The 14,816-nt window shown below is 75.6% G+C and carries 10 protein-coding genes; 7 read left to right on the forward strand and 3 right to left on the reverse strand.

Annotated elements, in window-relative coordinates:
- Nucleotides 1–521: 521 nt before the first annotated feature.
- Together WME76_RS33730 and WME76_RS33735 are read left to right on the forward strand one after the other, a co-directional pair.
- Nucleotides 522–938, forward strand: coding sequence for a hypothetical protein (locus tag WME76_RS33730; RefSeq protein WP_437956337.1), 417 nt, complete (start codon nucleotides 522–524; stop codon nucleotides 936–938).
- 112 nt (nucleotides 939–1,050) lie between these two features.
- Nucleotides 1,051–1,524, forward strand: coding sequence for a hypothetical protein (locus WME76_RS33735; protein WP_437956338.1), 474 nt, complete (start codon nucleotides 1,051–1,053; stop codon nucleotides 1,522–1,524).
- A 47-nt stretch (nucleotides 1,525–1,571) separates the two neighbouring features.
- On the opposite strand, the gene WME76_RS33740 is transcribed toward WME76_RS33735, so the two are convergent.
- The 3 genes from WME76_RS33740 to WME76_RS33750 are packed head-to-tail and all read right to left on the reverse strand — an operon-like array spanning nucleotide 1,572 to nucleotide 7,842.
- Complete coding sequence (locus tag WME76_RS33740) at nucleotides 1,572–3,800, reverse strand: ATP-binding cassette domain-containing protein (RefSeq protein WP_437956339.1); 2,229 nt, start codon at nucleotides 3,798–3,800, stop codon at nucleotides 1,572–1,574.
- On the reverse strand, nucleotides 3,797–6,679 hold the full coding sequence (locus tag WME76_RS33745; protein WP_437956340.1) for an ATP-binding cassette domain-containing protein: 2,883 nt from the start codon (nucleotides 6,677–6,679) through the stop codon (nucleotides 3,797–3,799). The genes WME76_RS33740 and WME76_RS33745 overlap by 4 nt, the downstream gene beginning before the upstream one ends.
- Complete coding sequence (locus WME76_RS33750) at nucleotides 6,676–7,842, reverse strand: HlyD family secretion protein (protein WP_437956341.1); 1,167 nt, start codon at nucleotides 7,840–7,842, stop codon at nucleotides 6,676–6,678. The genes WME76_RS33745 and WME76_RS33750 overlap by 4 nt, the downstream gene beginning before the upstream one ends.
- A gap of 166 nt (nucleotides 7,843–8,008) precedes the next feature.
- Here WME76_RS33750 and WME76_RS33755 point away from each other — a divergent pair, with 166 nt between their 5' ends.
- The 5 genes from WME76_RS33755 (at nucleotide 8,009) to WME76_RS33775 (ending at nucleotide 14,806) form a co-directional block, all read left to right on the forward strand.
- Nucleotides 8,009–8,227: a microviridin/marinostatin family tricyclic proteinase inhibitor gene (locus WME76_RS33755; protein ID WP_437956342.1), complete on the forward strand. Its 219-nt coding sequence runs from the start codon at nucleotides 8,009–8,011 to the stop codon at nucleotides 8,225–8,227.
- Between the two features lie 290 nt (nucleotides 8,228–8,517).
- The gene (locus WME76_RS33760; protein WP_437956343.1) at nucleotides 8,518–8,751 is read left to right on the forward strand and encodes a microviridin/marinostatin family tricyclic proteinase inhibitor; all 234 of its coding nucleotides are present in this window, start codon (nucleotides 8,518–8,520) and stop codon (nucleotides 8,749–8,751) included.
- A 45-nt stretch (nucleotides 8,752–8,796) separates the two neighbouring features.
- Nucleotides 8,797–9,795, forward strand: a complete 999-nt coding sequence (locus tag WME76_RS33765; protein ID WP_437956344.1) for an MvdC family ATP-grasp ribosomal peptide maturase — start codon at nucleotides 8,797–8,799, stop codon at nucleotides 9,793–9,795.
- Nucleotides 9,792–10,826: an MvdD family ATP-grasp ribosomal peptide maturase gene (locus WME76_RS33770; RefSeq protein ID WP_437956345.1), complete on the forward strand. Its 1,035-nt coding sequence runs from the start codon at nucleotides 9,792–9,794 to the stop codon at nucleotides 10,824–10,826. The genes WME76_RS33765 and WME76_RS33770 overlap by 4 nt, the downstream gene beginning before the upstream one ends.
- A gap of 116 nt (nucleotides 10,827–10,942) precedes the next feature.
- Entirely contained in the window at nucleotides 10,943–14,806 is a 3,864-nt protein-coding gene (locus tag WME76_RS33775) for an AAA family ATPase (protein WP_437956346.1), read from the forward strand.
- The last annotated feature ends 10 nt before the right edge of the window (nucleotides 14,807–14,816 follow it).

Genomic DNA, 14,816 nt, shown 5'->3' on the forward strand with positions numbered 1-14,816 from the left:
TACGGGAAGACCCGAACACAATCAGGAGTGCACCGATGTGGAAGCGGGGCGCCGACGACCAGCGCAGACAGCATCCCGTCTGGTTCGGCGCCAGGAAGCGCCGCACCGCGTCGGGGCTCCTCGCGGCGCGCGCCAGCAGGTGGCGCGAAAGGAGGGGATACGCCGCGCTCGCAGCTGTTGTTCCTCGTCCGGCGCGAGGATCGCGTGAGCAGATCGCTGTGGCGCACAGTGTGCGGCCGCTGTCGCGCACACTGTGCGGCCGCTGTCGCGCACAGCGCGCTCCTTGTGACGCGTGCGGCGCGCACAGCAGCGGTGCTGGCGGCGGCCGCGGAGAGGAGATGAAACGCGGCGCTCCGCCGCCCGTGAAAGGGCGCTGGCACGCCCGCTGCAATCAGCTCTCGGCGCGAGTCGACGCTCAACGCGAGTCGACTCTCGGCGAGAGTCGATCCTCAGCGCGAGTCGACGCGCGACGAACGAGGGTCGACCGTTCACGAGCGGTTGCTCACCACAAGGAGATCACCATGGGACATGGCGCCAACATGACAATCAACAACTTCTCACAGTACGACATCCAGGTGGAGGTGGTGCGGAAGCACTGCATCTACCCGCAGAGCACCGGTGGCGCCGGCGCGCCGGGGATCGACGCCTTCAACGTCAGGCTCCCGCAAGGCGAGACCCGCGCCGGGTACATCGAAAACAAGAACACGTCGACCGGCGGCGACCTGTGCGCCACCGATACGGGGTACTTCGAGCTCTCGTTCACGGTCATGAGAGGCGACGCGCCGGATCCGCGGTACAGGCCGTCCAGCGCGACGATCGCGATCCCGCACGATCACTTCCAGGGCGATCAGAAGAGCCAGGGGGCGGTCAAGGTCGATCTGACCTTCTTGCCCGGGACCCAGGACACGATCTCGGTCGGCCTCAGGGACAACGTCTGACGCTTCTCCGAGGAGCACGGCGGCGCCAGCGCGGAGGACGAGGACCGGAGCGCGACGACGCCCCGCGTCCTCGTCCTTCGCACCACCATGAACCCAGCGCGGAGGACCGCCCATGAGATACGCTGATACCGAAGCATGCCAATCTGGAGGGCACTGCCGCCGCTGCCGCGATCCGGAGAAGGGGCGCGGGTTCCGGCTGGCTGTCCTGCGGGATTTCGAGGTGCCGGGAGGCACCGCCGAATTCGAGTGCCCGCACGGCATCCCGTGGGACACGGACGTCGAGGTGAGCCGGTTCGCGCGGGCCATCGAGCGCGGTCGGGCCACGGCGCATGGGGCCCTGTCCGCGCTCAGGACGTCTCTCGGAGTGGGCCTCTTGCCGCGTCGGGCGGTCGAGGCCAGGCTGGATGTATGTCGCAGGTGCCCCGGCGGCCTCGTGGTCATGCGCGGGGACGACGTCTCCACGTGCGGCAAGCTGCTCGAGGTCCACAGGGAGCAGGGGCGCTCGACGTGCGGGTGTGTTCTGCGATTGAAGGCCGCCGACGCCGAGGAGGACTGCCCCAACGGATGGTGGCCGCGAGACGGGTAGAGATCGCGCCAGGCGCGCTGGCTCCGCGTTCTCTCGACCAGCTCGCGCTACGGGTGGGCGATGACCACGAGCGTGCGCGCGCGCCGGAGCACGCAGCGCAGCGCGCGCTCCAGCGTCTCGGGGTCGAGCGCCGCGAAGCTCTCGTCGAGCACGACGACCTCCGCGCCCTGGAGCAGCGCGCGCGCGATGTAGAGCCGGCTCCGCTCGCCGTGCGAGAGCTGCCACCCCGTCTCGCCCACGAGCTGCTCCAGCCCTCCCGGCATCCGCTCGAGCAGCTCGCCGAGGCCGAGCTCGTGGCAGAGCTCCTCGGCCTCCGCGAGGTCGACGGGCCTCGGCGGCCAGCGCCTGCCCATCAGCAGATTGTACGCGAACGTCCCGGCGAGGACGTGGTTCTCGTGGAACTGCGGCGCCGCCGCCACGCGGCGGCGCCACGCGGCGGCGCCCAGCATGTGGCGGTCGAGCCCGTTCAGCAGGAGCAGCCCCGCGTCGGGCGCGCGCAGCCCCGAGAGCAGCGCGCTCAGCGTCGACTTCCCTCCCCCCGAGGGCCCCTCGAGCAGGACGCGATCGCCCGCCGCGATCCGCAGCGAGACGTCCGTCACGGCGGGGCGCGCCCTGCCCTTGTGCCGGAACGACAGCTCGTGCGCCTCCAGGACGGGCGCGCGGACCTCCACGTCTCCCGCGCTGTCCGGGCCGGCCGCGACCTCCGCCGCGCTGGCTGGCGACCGCCCCGCGTCGGGCGGCAGGGGCGGCGGCGGCGTCCCGCCGCGGGAGGCGGCCTGGAAGAGCGTGGAGACCTGCTCCCACGCGATCGCCGCGCTGGCGAGGCTCGACAGGCCGGCCGACAGGCCCTGGAGCGAGCGGCTCGCGAGCAGGACGCCCCCCAGCGCCACCGCGTACGCCGCGGTGGAGCCGGAGCCCGCGAGGAACGGCGGCAGCAGGCCGACGATGCTTGCGATGAGCCAGCCCCGCGGCATCAGCGCGCCCATCTCGATCTGGCTCCGGTCGAGCTCGCGCGATCGCAGCAGGTACTGTGCGAGCGCCTCGTCCTCGCCGTGGTGCCAGCGGCCGTGGCGCTCCTGGGCGAGGCGGGTCCGGTGGCCGACCAGGCGCTCGATGAGGTCGTGGGTCATCGCGAGCCGCGCGGCGGTCCAGCGCGCGCGCCGCCGGTAGAAGCGCGCGCAGAGCGCGAGCACCAGCGCCGCCCAGGCGACGAGCAGGAGGGCGTGGGTCGCGCCGGCCGCCCCCTGGGCGAGCACGACCGCCGCCGCGGCGAGCTCGAACGCCGAGGCGACGGCCGCGACGCCGCCGCCCATCGCGAGCGCCTCGATCGCCTCGGACTCGATCACGCGGCCGAGGAAGCGGCCTGCGCCCTCGCTGCGCACCTCCTCGGCGTCGAGCGCGAGCGCGCCCGCGAGCAGGCGCTGCTTGATCAGCGCGCTCGAGTCGATCGCGGCCACGCCGGACAGCCACGCCATGAGCTGGCGCAGCGGGACCACCGTCGCGAGCAGCAGCGCGCCGGCGACGAGCCACCCCTCGTCGAGGTGGTCGTCGAGGATGCTGCGCCCCACGGTCATCCACACCAGGATCCAGAGCGTGTAGGCCGCGCCGTGGGCGACGAGCAGGCCGAGCAGGCGGCGCGGGATCCGCGCGGCCGCGACCTGCCGCCGGAACGACGCGCCCGGCGGCAGGCGCAGGCTCCAGATGCCGTCGAGGATCACCGGCCCGAGGCGCTCGCGGAGCAGGGCCCGCCGCGCGCGCCCGAGCCGGCGCGGCCGCACGCCGGCGCGCGCGAGGACGCGATCGATCTCCGGGAGCACCTGCGCCTCGAGCGGGCGGGAGACGCGGCCGGCGATCGCCGCGACGGGCACGCGCGCCGTGGAGCGGTCGGCGCGGAGCACCAGGACGTCCCGCCCCCTGCGCCCCGCGACGGCGAGGAAGCGGGGCGCCTCGCCGCCGCGCAGCCACACGAGCGCGGGCGCGACGCCGAGGAGCGCGGCGTCGATCTCGTCGTAGCGCGCCGCGATCGGCTCCGCCTCGACGCCGAGGTAGCCCGCGGCCTGCTCGATCCACGCCCCGAGCGCGTCGGCGCTGCGGAGGTGGCCGGCGGTCGGGATGGGCGCCGCGACGGCGCGCGGGCGGAGGCCGCCGTGCAGCGCGAGCGCCTCGAGCGCGTCGCCGAGGCGCTCGGCCGGCCACTCGAGGGCACCGAGCGCGCCGAGCGCGCCGACCGCCTCGTCCGGCCGGGCGCCCCATCCGCGCAGCGCGTCCGCCGTCATCCCCGCTCGTCCTCGGCCGACACCGCCGCCCCCTCGGCGATCCGCCCGCGCACGACCTTCAGCCTGCGCCACCCCCCGCTCGACCAGAGCCCTCGTTGCACGGCCGCCTCGGCGTCCAGCAGCGCCCGGTAGCGCGAGCCGGGGCGCGCCGCGAGCTCGGCGGGCGCCCCGTCCTCGACGACGCGCCCGCCGTCCACGACCAGCACGCGCTCGAACGAGCGCGTCTCGCCGACGTCGTGGGTGACGCACAGGAGCGTCGCGCGACGAAAGCGCCGCCGCGCCCGGGCGAGCAGCGCCCGGCGGCGCTCCCGGTCGAGGCCGCGGAACGGCTCGTCGAGGATCGCGAGCCGCGCCTCGCTCCGCATCATCGCCCGGCCGAAGCGCACGCGCTGCCCCTCGCCGCCGGAGACGAGCCCTCCGCCCTCGCCGAGCAGGGTCTTCTGCCCTTCCGGCAGCCGCTCCAGCACCTCGCGCAGCTCGGCCTCCTCGACGACAGGGCCGAAGTCGGCCGCGTCGTCGGGCGCGCCGTAGCGAAGGTTGTCGAGGAACGACCGGTTCCAGATCTGGACCGCCGGATCGACCCACGCGGTCTCCTCGCGCAGCGCGCGCAGCCGCTCGCCGTCGAGCGGGCGGCCGTCGACGAGCACCCTCCCCTCGCTCGCCCGGTGCCACCCGAGCAGGACCCCGACGAGGCTCGACTTCCCCGCGCCCGACGCCCCCACGATCGCCACGTGGCTGCCCGCCGCGATCTCGAGATCCACCCCGTCGAGGATCACGTGCCCGGCGGCCTGGATGCGCACGCGCTCGAAGGCGATCGCGCAGCCCGCGCCCCCGGCGCCGGCCTGCGCTGGCGGCGCCGCGCCGGGCGCGTCGCCGGCGCGCGACTCCTCCGGCGCGCCGAGCGGCTCGAGCAGGCGCAGCGCCGTGTTCCGGTGCGCCGGGTACTGGAGCAGCGTGCTCGCGAGCGCCTGCCCGATGGCCGGCAGCGCGAGGGCCCAGTAGAAGAGCAGGAGCGCCCGCGAGAGCGCGCCCCCGCGGGCGAGGAAGTCGCCGAGGATCCACGCGGCGAGCGCGAAGCCGAGCAGCGCCTGCGCCCCGTCGACGGCGAGGGCCGCGCGGAGCAGCGCGCGGCCGGCGAGCGCCCACTCCCCGAGCAGGCCCGCGTGCTGGCGCCGCACGGCCCGCTCCGCCGCGTGCGCCCGGATCGGCACGAGGCCGAGGAGCGCGTCGAGGTAGAAGCTCGTGAGCGCGCCGGCGTGGGTGCGGACGCGCAGGTCGCGCTCGACGAGCACGCGGCTCCCCGCGAGCGGCAGCGCCAGCGCCAGCGCGGCGCACGGCACGGCGAGGCGCGCGCTCGCGGGATCGATCCAGGCGATCGCCGCCGTGGTGACCGCGAGATCGAGCGCCGAGCGCGCGAGCTGGCCGCCGAACGCCGGCAGGCCGCGGAGCACGTGCAGGCTGTGGCCGCGCTGCGCCATGTCCGAGGCCGGACGGCTGTGGAAGTAGCGATCGCCGATGCGCGGGATCTTCGCGAGGAACGCCATCCGCAGCCGGACCTCGAGGTGGCGCCCGAGCCGGATCACCCCCGTGGTCAGCGAGAGATCGATGGCGAGCTCCACCGCGAGGAACATGGCGAGGGCGCCGAGGGCGGCGAGGCGCTGCTCGAACAGCGCGAGATCGTTGGAGATCTGGAGCAACCCACGGAAGAGGAGGCTCTCCAGCACCACCGTCGCGACGCTGAGCGCGAGCGCGCCGGCGAGCACCGCGGGCGTCAGCAGCCCGTCCTCGCGGATCATCCGGAGGAGCTCGCGCCCGGGCCTGGCCTTTCGCTCCGCGAGGGCGGCGGCGAGGTCGGGGGAGAGGCGCACGCCGGCGTGAGCGGCCGCCCCGTCGGGGGGCGGCGGCGCGGGCGCGGCGGCCCGCGGCGCGCCGCCGCGGCCTGCCAGAGCGCTGGCGTGGATGGCCGGGCGCCGCCCGCGGATCCGCACGAGCACGGCGCCCCGCGCGACGACGAGCTCCTCCCCGCGCGGGCCGGCCGGCCCTGGGCGCGCCGTCCAGAAGGCGGGCGGGATCCTCTCCTCCCCTGCCGCCTCGGGCCCCTGCTCGAGCAGCGCGCCCAGCACGCGCGCGGCCTCGCGACCGCGGCCGAGGCCGCCGGAGCGCACGAGCGACGTCACCAGGCGCGCGCCGGCGTCGAGCGCCGCGATCGCGCGCCACCCCGGGTCCGAGAGCGCCGCCTCGAGCGGCCGCGTCCCCGCGCCGAGCCACGCGAGCCGGCGCCCGAGCGGCCGCGTGAACCCGTCGCTCGCCGCCCAGGCGCGGAAGTCCGCCGCGGGCATGGGCAGCTCGTGCTGGTAGAGCTCGCCTTCGAGCTGCCGTCGCGTGAGCCAGCGCCGCCCCGTGCCCGGGTCCATGACCTGCACGAGGCCGCCGTGCCGGCGCCAGATCACCACGATGTGCAGCGGCCCGGTCGACTGCCGCACGATCGCCAGCGCCGGCAGCGCCTGGGCCTCGTCGAGCAGCACGTGCTCGAGCGGGACGAGGATCTGCTGGGCCACGAGCCCGAGCTGCTCCGCGAGGTCCTCCAGCGTGTCGATGGAGGTGCCGTCGACGTCCGTCTGGCAGGCCTCGCGCAGGCGCCCGTAGCTCACGCCGATGCCGAAGCCCTCGAGCACGCACTTGAGCGCGGCCGGCCCGCAGTCCATCGCCGACGTCTGCACGACCTCGGGCGCGAGGAGCCTCCGCTGTGGGCCCGACGCTCGGCGATGGGGATCGGCGCGCGCCGCTCGCTCCGACGCGGATTGGGCCGACGCGGATTGGGCCGACGCGGATTGGGCCGGCGCGGATCGGGGATCGGCGCCCGTCGTCCCTTGCTTCACCCGCCCGCTCCGCCGCGGACCCGCACGATCTGCCCTGCGGCCCGCAGCACGAGCGAGGCCGGCGAGACGCGCTCCGTCTCGATGACGACGCTGCCGGGGAGCCCGTGCTGCATCGGGATCGGCGACGCCGGATCGGGGCGCACGCCGAGCTCCACGCGGATGCGGCCCTCCTGCGTCTCGCTGGCGACGCGCTCGACCGTGGTCGACAGGGTGCCGTACTCGGTCCAGGGGAACGCATCGAGGCGCAGGCGTCCCTCCTGCCCCGCGCTGATCCGGCCGACGGACGAGGGCGGGAACTCCGCGATCACCCGGAGCTCGCCGGGCGGCACGACGGCGGCCACGACGTCTCCTTCGCGCACGTAGGAGCCGGCCCGCAGCACCGTGATCTCGCCGACGCGGCCGGCGATCGGCGATCGGATCTTGCGCCGCTCGATCTCGGCGAGCAGCCCCTTGATCGCCGCCTCCAGCACGAGCCGCTCGCCCTCGAGCGACGCGGCCTCGCGGTCGAGCCGCGCGAGCTCGGCCTCCTGCTCGCCTTGCCCGGCGCGCCGCTCGACGTAGGCCCGGGCGGCGGCGCGGTCCAGCGCCTCGGTCGCCGAGCGCCTCGACAGCGCCTCGGCCGCGAGCCGCGCCGCGTCGGCCTCCGACACGAGCCCGTCCTGCCGCAGGCGCACGGCCCGCTCCGCCTCGAGCTCCTGGAAGCGCGCGCCCGCCTCGGCCTCCCGGATCCGCGCCTTCGCCTCGTCGACGTGCGCGCGCGCCGCCTCTGCCCCGTCGCGCAGCGCCCGCGCCCGCGCCGCGATCTCGGCCCGGAGCGGCCCCACCTGCCCGGCGATCGCCGCGAGCCGGGCCTGCTTGTCGTCGATCTCGCGGCGGAGCGGCTCCACGTCGAGCTCGATCAGGACGTCGCCCGCGGCGATCTCGGCCCCGAGGTCGAGGTGGACCGCGGCGACCCTCCCGTCGAGCGGCGCCTCGACCCGGTGCGCCGCCTGCCCCACCTCGAGGCGCGCGCTCACGCTCGCCTCGTACCGCCCGACGCGGGCGAGGAAGAACCACGCGAGCCAGGCTCCGAGCAGGAGCGCCCCGAGCGCAGCGCCGGCGATCGAGCCGCGGTGGCCGTCGGTTGCGATCGCGTGGATCGAGCGTGAGAACCCGGCGGGCATGGGGGGTCGCGCAAAGTACCACGGGCGAAGCAGGCTCAGGAAGTCACGCCCCTCGCCCGGGTGACGTCATCGAACATAGCAAAACTTAACGTGCAATGCGGGTCACCTCGATGAATCCTTCCTCGGCGGCTCCGCCGCATTCAAATCCATTCATCTGGAGGTTCCCATGTCTGATATCGATCGTGATTCCGAGCAGACCGAGCAAACCGAGCAGGTCCCCTTCTTCGCTCGCTTCCTGGAAGATCAGAAGCGCGTCCGGACCGGCGTCAAAGCCGGCGGCGACCCCGTGACGATGAAGTACCCCTCGGACAACGAGGATGGCAACGGCGGTCACGTCACGCTCAAGTACCCCTCCGACAGCGACGAAGACGTGAACGTGAAGTGAGCCGCGAACAGTGCGCCGCGGAGCGCTCGATCGCCGCGGAGCGCAACGATACGCGACCCCACGGAACGACACGCGCCCACACGCGCCCAAGCGCATCCCTCCTCAACGTTACTTAACATAACCGACAAGACACAGCCGGACACCCGCGATTGTGGAAGACAGCCGCAACAGCGGAATCGTGCCGCCGAGGCCGTACCCAGCGTGTCCGCGGACTTGCGCACCGGCTGATTGGCATTTAAATAGGATCTCTTCTCTTCGGCAGGTCCGCCGAAGCAATCTGGAGGTTTCTTATGGCTGATGTCGTTCGCCGTGAACCCGAGCAGCAGGAGCAGGAAGAGAATGCCGAGGAGGTGCCCTTCTTCGCTCGCTTCCTCGAAGATCAGAAGCGCGTGCGGACCGGCGTCAAGGCCGGCAAGCCTGCCACGACGCTGAAGTACCCCTCGGACAACGAGGACGGCGGCGGGGGCGGGTGTGACCCCATCGCCACCACGCTGAAGTACCCGTCGGACGGCGACGAGACCTGAGCGCCGGATGAGCCGCCCGCGCCCTTGCGAGAGAGGCATCCTGACGTGACGACCGCGGGCGCAAGCGTCCTCCTGGTCTCGCATTCCCAGGACGACTTCGGGATCGGGCGCGTGGCGGACGCGCTGCGAGGGCGCGGCGCTCGCCCCGTCCGCCTGGACGTCGACCGGTTTCCTCGCGACCTCACCCTCTCGACGGCGCTCGGGGCCGGCGGCGTACGCCGCCGCCTGGAGGACGCCGGGGTTGCGGTCGGTGGAGACGAGATCTCCGCCGTCTGGCTCCGGCGCCTCTGGGCGCCGAGCCTCGGCGAGGGCATCCCCGAGGAATACCGCGCCGCCTGCGTGCGCGAGTCGATGGCGGCGCTGACCGGCTGGCTGCGCGGGCTGCCCGCGCGGCGGTGGATCAACGAGCCGGCGGCCGAGGAGCGCGCCCAGGACAAGCTGCGCCAGCTCGCGGTCGCCGCGTCGGTCGGCCTGCGCATCCCTGAGACGCTCGTGACGAACGACGCGGCCGAGGTCCGCGCCTTCTTCGCGCGCCTCGGCGGGCGCGTCGTCGCCAAGATGCTCACGCCGTTCTCGATGAGCCTCGCCGGCGGCGCGCCCTTCGTCTTCACGCACGCCGTCTCGGCGGCCGATCTCGACGCCCTCTCCGGCCTGCGCCAGAGCCCCATGGTCTTCCAGGAGCGCATCCCCAAGGCGCGCGAGCTGCGCGTCGTCTGCGTCGACGGCCGGTGCTTCCCCGGCGCGCTCGACGCCTCCCGCTACGAGTCGATCGCCGTCGACTGGCGCCACCCGGACGTCATCGACGCCGGCATCGGGTGGGAGCAGGACGCTCTCCCGCCCGCGGTCGAGGCGCAGATCGGCGCGCTCCTGCGCGCGCTCGGCCTGGTCTTCGGCGCCGTCGACCTCATCCGGACGCCGGACGGGGAGCACGTCTTTCTCGAGGTCAACCCCGCCGGCGAGTGGGGCATGCTGGAGCGGGATCTCGGCCTGCCGATCGCCGATGCGCTGGCGGAGGCCCTGCTCGCTCCGACGGAGAACCCGTGACGGTCCTCATCATCACGCATAGCCAGGACAACGAGTGCGTCGACCGCGTCGCCGCCGCGATCGCCGGGCTGGGCGGCCGGGCCTTCCGCTTCGACACCGATGCTTTCCCGCAGGGGGCGCGGCTCGCGCTGGCCTCCGGGCCCGGCGCCGGCCGCTCCACGCTGCGCGCGCCGGGCGCCGGGGCGGGCGAGCTCGATCTCGCCGACGTGACCGCCGTCTGGTACCGCCGGGTCGCTCACGGCAGCGGGCTGCCCACGTCGATGGACCCGCAGCTCCGGAGCGCGTCGATCCAGGAGGCGAAGCAGACCGTGGAGGGCATGCTGGCGGCGCTCCGCGTCCCGCAGGTCGACCCCCTGCCGGCGGTGCGCTTCGCGTCGAACAAGCAGGTGCAGCTCGACATCGCGCGCGAGGTCGGGCTCGACACGCCGCGCACGCTCACCACCAACGACGCCGACGCTGCGCGGGCCTTCGCCGCCGCCTGCCCGGGCGGGGTGATCGCCAAGATGCTCTCGTCGTTCGCCGTCTACCGCGGCGGCGAGGAGCACGTGGTCTTCACGAACGCCCTCGGGGCCGAGGACCTCGCGGACATGCGCGGGCTCTCGCTCTGCCCGATGACGTTCCAGGAGAAGATCCCGAAGGCGCGCGAGCTGCGGGTGACGGTCGTCGGCGAGCGCGTCTTCTCGGCCTCGGTCGACTCGCAGGCGGCGCCCGGCGCCGAGATCGACTGGCGGCGGCAAGGGATCGAGCTCATCGACACGTGGCGGAAAGACGCGCTCCCGCCCGACGTCGAGGCCGGGGTGCTCCGGCTCATGGACCAGCTCGGCCTCAACTACGGCGCCATCGACATCCTCCGCACGCCGGACGGACGGCACGTCTTCCTCGAGGTCAATCCTTCCGGCGAGTTCTTCTGGCTGGAGAGGACCCCCGGGCTCTCGATCAGCGAAGCGCTCGCCGAGGTGCTGCTCGGCAAGGCGCCGCGCCGCGGCTCATGGAGCGCCTTCCTGCACCCCGCGGCGACGCAGCGCCGCTGAGCCGAGCGCACGGTCCGCCCGCCTGCCGAATCCAGCACGGCCCGCCCGCCATCTCGAGCGAACGGACAGCGTCAGCGCCGCCAAGAGCGCCTTGACAACGCGCGGAGGTTTCGCACTTGCTATCCGTTCAGGGGAGAGCACCGCCCCTGCGCCCGGCCGGCGACCTCGTGAAGATCCTAGAGCTCCACCTCCTCGCGTTCGGTCCCTTCACGGATCTCCGGCTCGACTTCTCCGCCCCGTCGCCGGGCCTCCACCTCATCTACGGCCCCAACGAGGCCGGCAAGAGCACCGCGCTGCGGGCGATCCGCGGCCTGCTCTACGGCATCCCGCACATCACCCCGGACGCCCACGTCCACCACAACACCGATCTGCGCGTCGGCGGCCGGCTCGCGGGCCGGGGCGACACGGCGCTCGCGCTCGTCCGGCGCAAGGGCCGCGTGAAGACGCTCCGCGACCCGGACGACAACCCCCTCGACGACGCCGCGCTCGCGCCGGTGCTCGGCGGCGTCACCGAGGAGCTGTTCCGCACCTCCTTCGGCCTGGATCACGACACGCTCCGGCAGGGCGCCGAGGCGCTGCTCCAGGGCAAGGGCGACGTCGGGCAGAGCCTGTTCGGCGCCGGCCTCGGCGGGCCGGGGCTCCAGCAGCTCCTCACCACGCTGCGCCAGGAGGCGGACGAGATCTTCACGCCCCAGGCGAGGACCCGCCCGCTCAACGAGGCGATCAAGGCGTTCGAGGAGGCCCGCAACAAGGCGAAGAGCGCCGCGCGGCCGCCCGCGGACTGGACGCGCAAGCGGCAGGAGATCGACGAGGCCCGGGCCGCGCAGGAGCGCGTCGACGCCGAGCTGCGCGCCCTCCGCGCGACCGACAAGCGGCTGCGGCGCGCGCTGCGCGTGCTCCCGCTGCTGGAGGCGCGGCGCGCGACCCTCGGCCGGCGCGCCGCGCTCGGCGACGTCGTGCTCCTGCCCGAGGGCGCGCAGCGCGACCGCGAGGACGCGCAGGACCGCGCCGCCGACGCGGCCGCCCAGGCCGAGCGGCTCCGCGCCGACATCGAGGAGCTCGAGGCCCGCCACGCCGCGCTGCACGTCCCCGCGTCGCTCGCCGAGCTCGACCCGGGCGTGATCGACGGCCTCGTCACCCGGCTCGGGAGCCACCGCAAGGCCGCCGTCGACCTGCCGCGCGTCCGGGCGGAGCTCCACGGCCTGGAAGAAGAGGCGCGCGCGATCCTCCGCCGGCTCGGGCGCGACGCCTCGCTCGTCGACGGCGCCGAGCCCGCGGGGCTCGAGGCGATGCGCGTCGACGTCGCGACCGAGGCGCGCATCAAGCGGCTCGCCCGCGAGCGCGGCGCGGTCGAGGCCAAGCCGCGCGAGGTCGAGCGGTTGCTCGCCGCGCACCGCGCCCGGCGCGACGCCTGCGCGCGCCGGCTGGCCGAGCTGCCGCCGGGCGAGGACCCGGCCCCGCTCCGCGGCGCGCTCTCGCGCGCGCAGAAGCAGGGCGACCTCGAGCAGCGCCTGCGCGACGCCACCGCCGCCGCGGCGCGGCTCGCCCGCGAGGCCGACGCGCAGCGCGACCGGCTCGGCCTCGGCGCCGCCAGCGAGGCCGCCCCGCGGGCGCGCCTCGACGTCGGAGACGCCGCCGGCTCCCCCGCGCAGCGGCCGCTGTCCGCCGCCGAGGCGAGCGCCCTGCCCGTCCCGCTGCCCGAGACCGTCGACCAGGCGGCCGCGCAGTGGGGCGCCCTCGCCCGCGAGCGCGAGCGGCTCGGCGAGCGCGCCGCGGAGATCGAGGCGCGCCTGCGCGAGAGCGCGCGCGAGATCGACGCCCTCCAGCGCGCCGGCGCCGTGCCCACCGAGGCCGACCTCACCGAGGCGCGCGAGCGCCGGGACGCCGCCTTCAAGGCGCTGCTGCGCGCCCTCCAGTCGAAGGGGAGCGCCCGCGCCGCGGCGGCGGCCATCCACACCGCCTCGCTCTTCGACCTCGGCAAGGACGCGCCCGCCTCGCCCGGCGCGGGGCGGCGGCCGCCGCTCGCCGCGCCGGGCGAGCCGTCCGCGGCGGCCGCGCGCGGCAAGGCCGACGAGTACGCCGAGCTGGTGCGGGTCGCCGACACCCTCGCCGACCGGCTGCGCCGCGAGGCCGACCGGGTCGCGCGCCTCGCGCGGCTGCTCGCGGACAAGGCGCGGGCCGAGGCCGATCAGGCGCAGCTCGCCGCCGAGCGCGCCGCCCTCGCGCGCCGCGCCGAGGAGGCCGAGGCCGCGTGGGTCGAGCTGTGGCGGCCCGCGGGGGTCGCGCCGCGCTCGCCCGAGGAGATGCGCGGCTGGCTCGGCCGCTACGCGGGCCTGACCGCCACGGTCGACCGCCTGCGCGCCGCGGAGGCGGAGGCCGAGGCGCTGCGGGCCCGGATGCAGGCGCACGCGGCCGAGCTCCACGCCGCGATCCAGGGCGCGCGCGCCGGCCTGCCCCTGACCGGCGCGCCGGACGACGCGGCCGCGCGCCTCCCGGCGCTCGTCGAGGCCGCGGAGCAGGAGCTCGCGGCGATCGAGCTCGCCGCCCGCGAGCGACGCGAGCTGCTCCGGGAGCGCAAGGAGCTCGAGCGCGAGCTCGAGGACCTCGAGCGCGAGCGCGCGGAGCACGCGCGCGCGCTCGAGGCGTGGCGGGCCGAGTGGGCGGACAGCGTGCGGCTGCTCGGCCTGCCCGGCGACGCGTCCACGGACGAGGCCACGGCGATCCTCGACGAGCTCGGCGCGCTGTTCCGCAAGGCCGACAGCGCGGCCCACGAGCGCCGGCGCGTGCGCGGCATGGAGCGCGACGCCCTCGCGTTCGCGGCGGACGTCGCGGAGCTCGCGTCCCGGCACGCGCCGGACCTCGCCGCGCTGCCCGCGGACCAGGCCGCCGACCAGCTCGTCAAGCGCCACCACAAGGCGCGCGCCGACCTCCGCGAGCGCGGCGAGATCGCGCGCAGCCTCGCCGACAAGCGCCGCGAGCTCGACCAGCAGCAGGCGCGCCGCGCGGCCGCCGAGGCGCGCCTCGCGAAGCTCCTCGAGGCGGCGGCCGTCGCGCGCACCGGCGACGCCGCGGCCGACCTCGCCGCGCTCTCCGTGGCGGAGGAGCGCTCGCGCGAGGCGCGCCGCCTCGATCGCGAGCTCGTCGAGAACGAGGGCAAGCTCCTCGAGGCGGGCGAGGGCGCCGGCGTCGCCGCGCTGGAGCAGGAGACCGCGGGGGTGGAGCGGGACGCGCTCGCGCTGGAGCTCGACCGCACGGAGGAGCGCCTCGCGGCGCTCGAGGACGAGCGGCGCCGGATCGACAGGGCGCTCGGGAGCCTCGAGCAGGAGCGCGAGCAGCTCCGGGCGACGGTGGGCGCCGCGGAGGCGGCCGTCGAGGCGCAGATCTGCCTGTCGCACCTGCGCGGCGAGGTGCGCCGTTACGCGCGGGCGCGCCTCGCCGCGGTGCTGCTCGAGCGGGAGATCGAGCGGTACCGGGAGCGCAACCAGGGCCCGATCCTGGCGCGCGCGAGCGCGCTCTTCCACCGCCTGACGCTGGGCGCCTTCGCGGGCCTGCGGGTGGGCTACGACGAGAGCGAGCAGGCGGTCCTCCGCTGCGTCCGCGCGGCCCCCCCGGCCACGGGCGCGGGCTCCGCCGCGGCGCCGTCGCCCGCGCCCGACGGCGCCGCGGCGGAGCCCGCGAAGGCCCCCGTGCTGCGCGAGGTGGACGTGAGCGGCCTGAGCGACGGCACGCGCGACCAGCTCTACCTCGCGCTGCGGCTCGCGAGCCTCGAGCACCACGCCCGGACGGGCGAGCCGATGCCGCTCATCCTGGACGATCTCCTGATCCACTTCGACGACGACCGCGCCCGGGCTGCCCTCGCGGTGCTCGGCGAGCTGACGGCGACGACGCAGGTCCTGTTCTTCACGCACCACGCGCGCCTCTGCGAGCTCGCGCGGGAGGCGCTGCCGGCCGAGGTCCTCCGCGAGCACCGGCTGCGGTGAAGGCGCCCTT

The sequence above is a fragment of the Sorangium sp. So ce119 genome (assembly GCF_051524405.1).
Classification (GTDB): domain Bacteria; phylum Myxococcota_A; class Polyangia; order Polyangiales; family Polyangiaceae; genus Sorangium; species Sorangium cellulosum_G.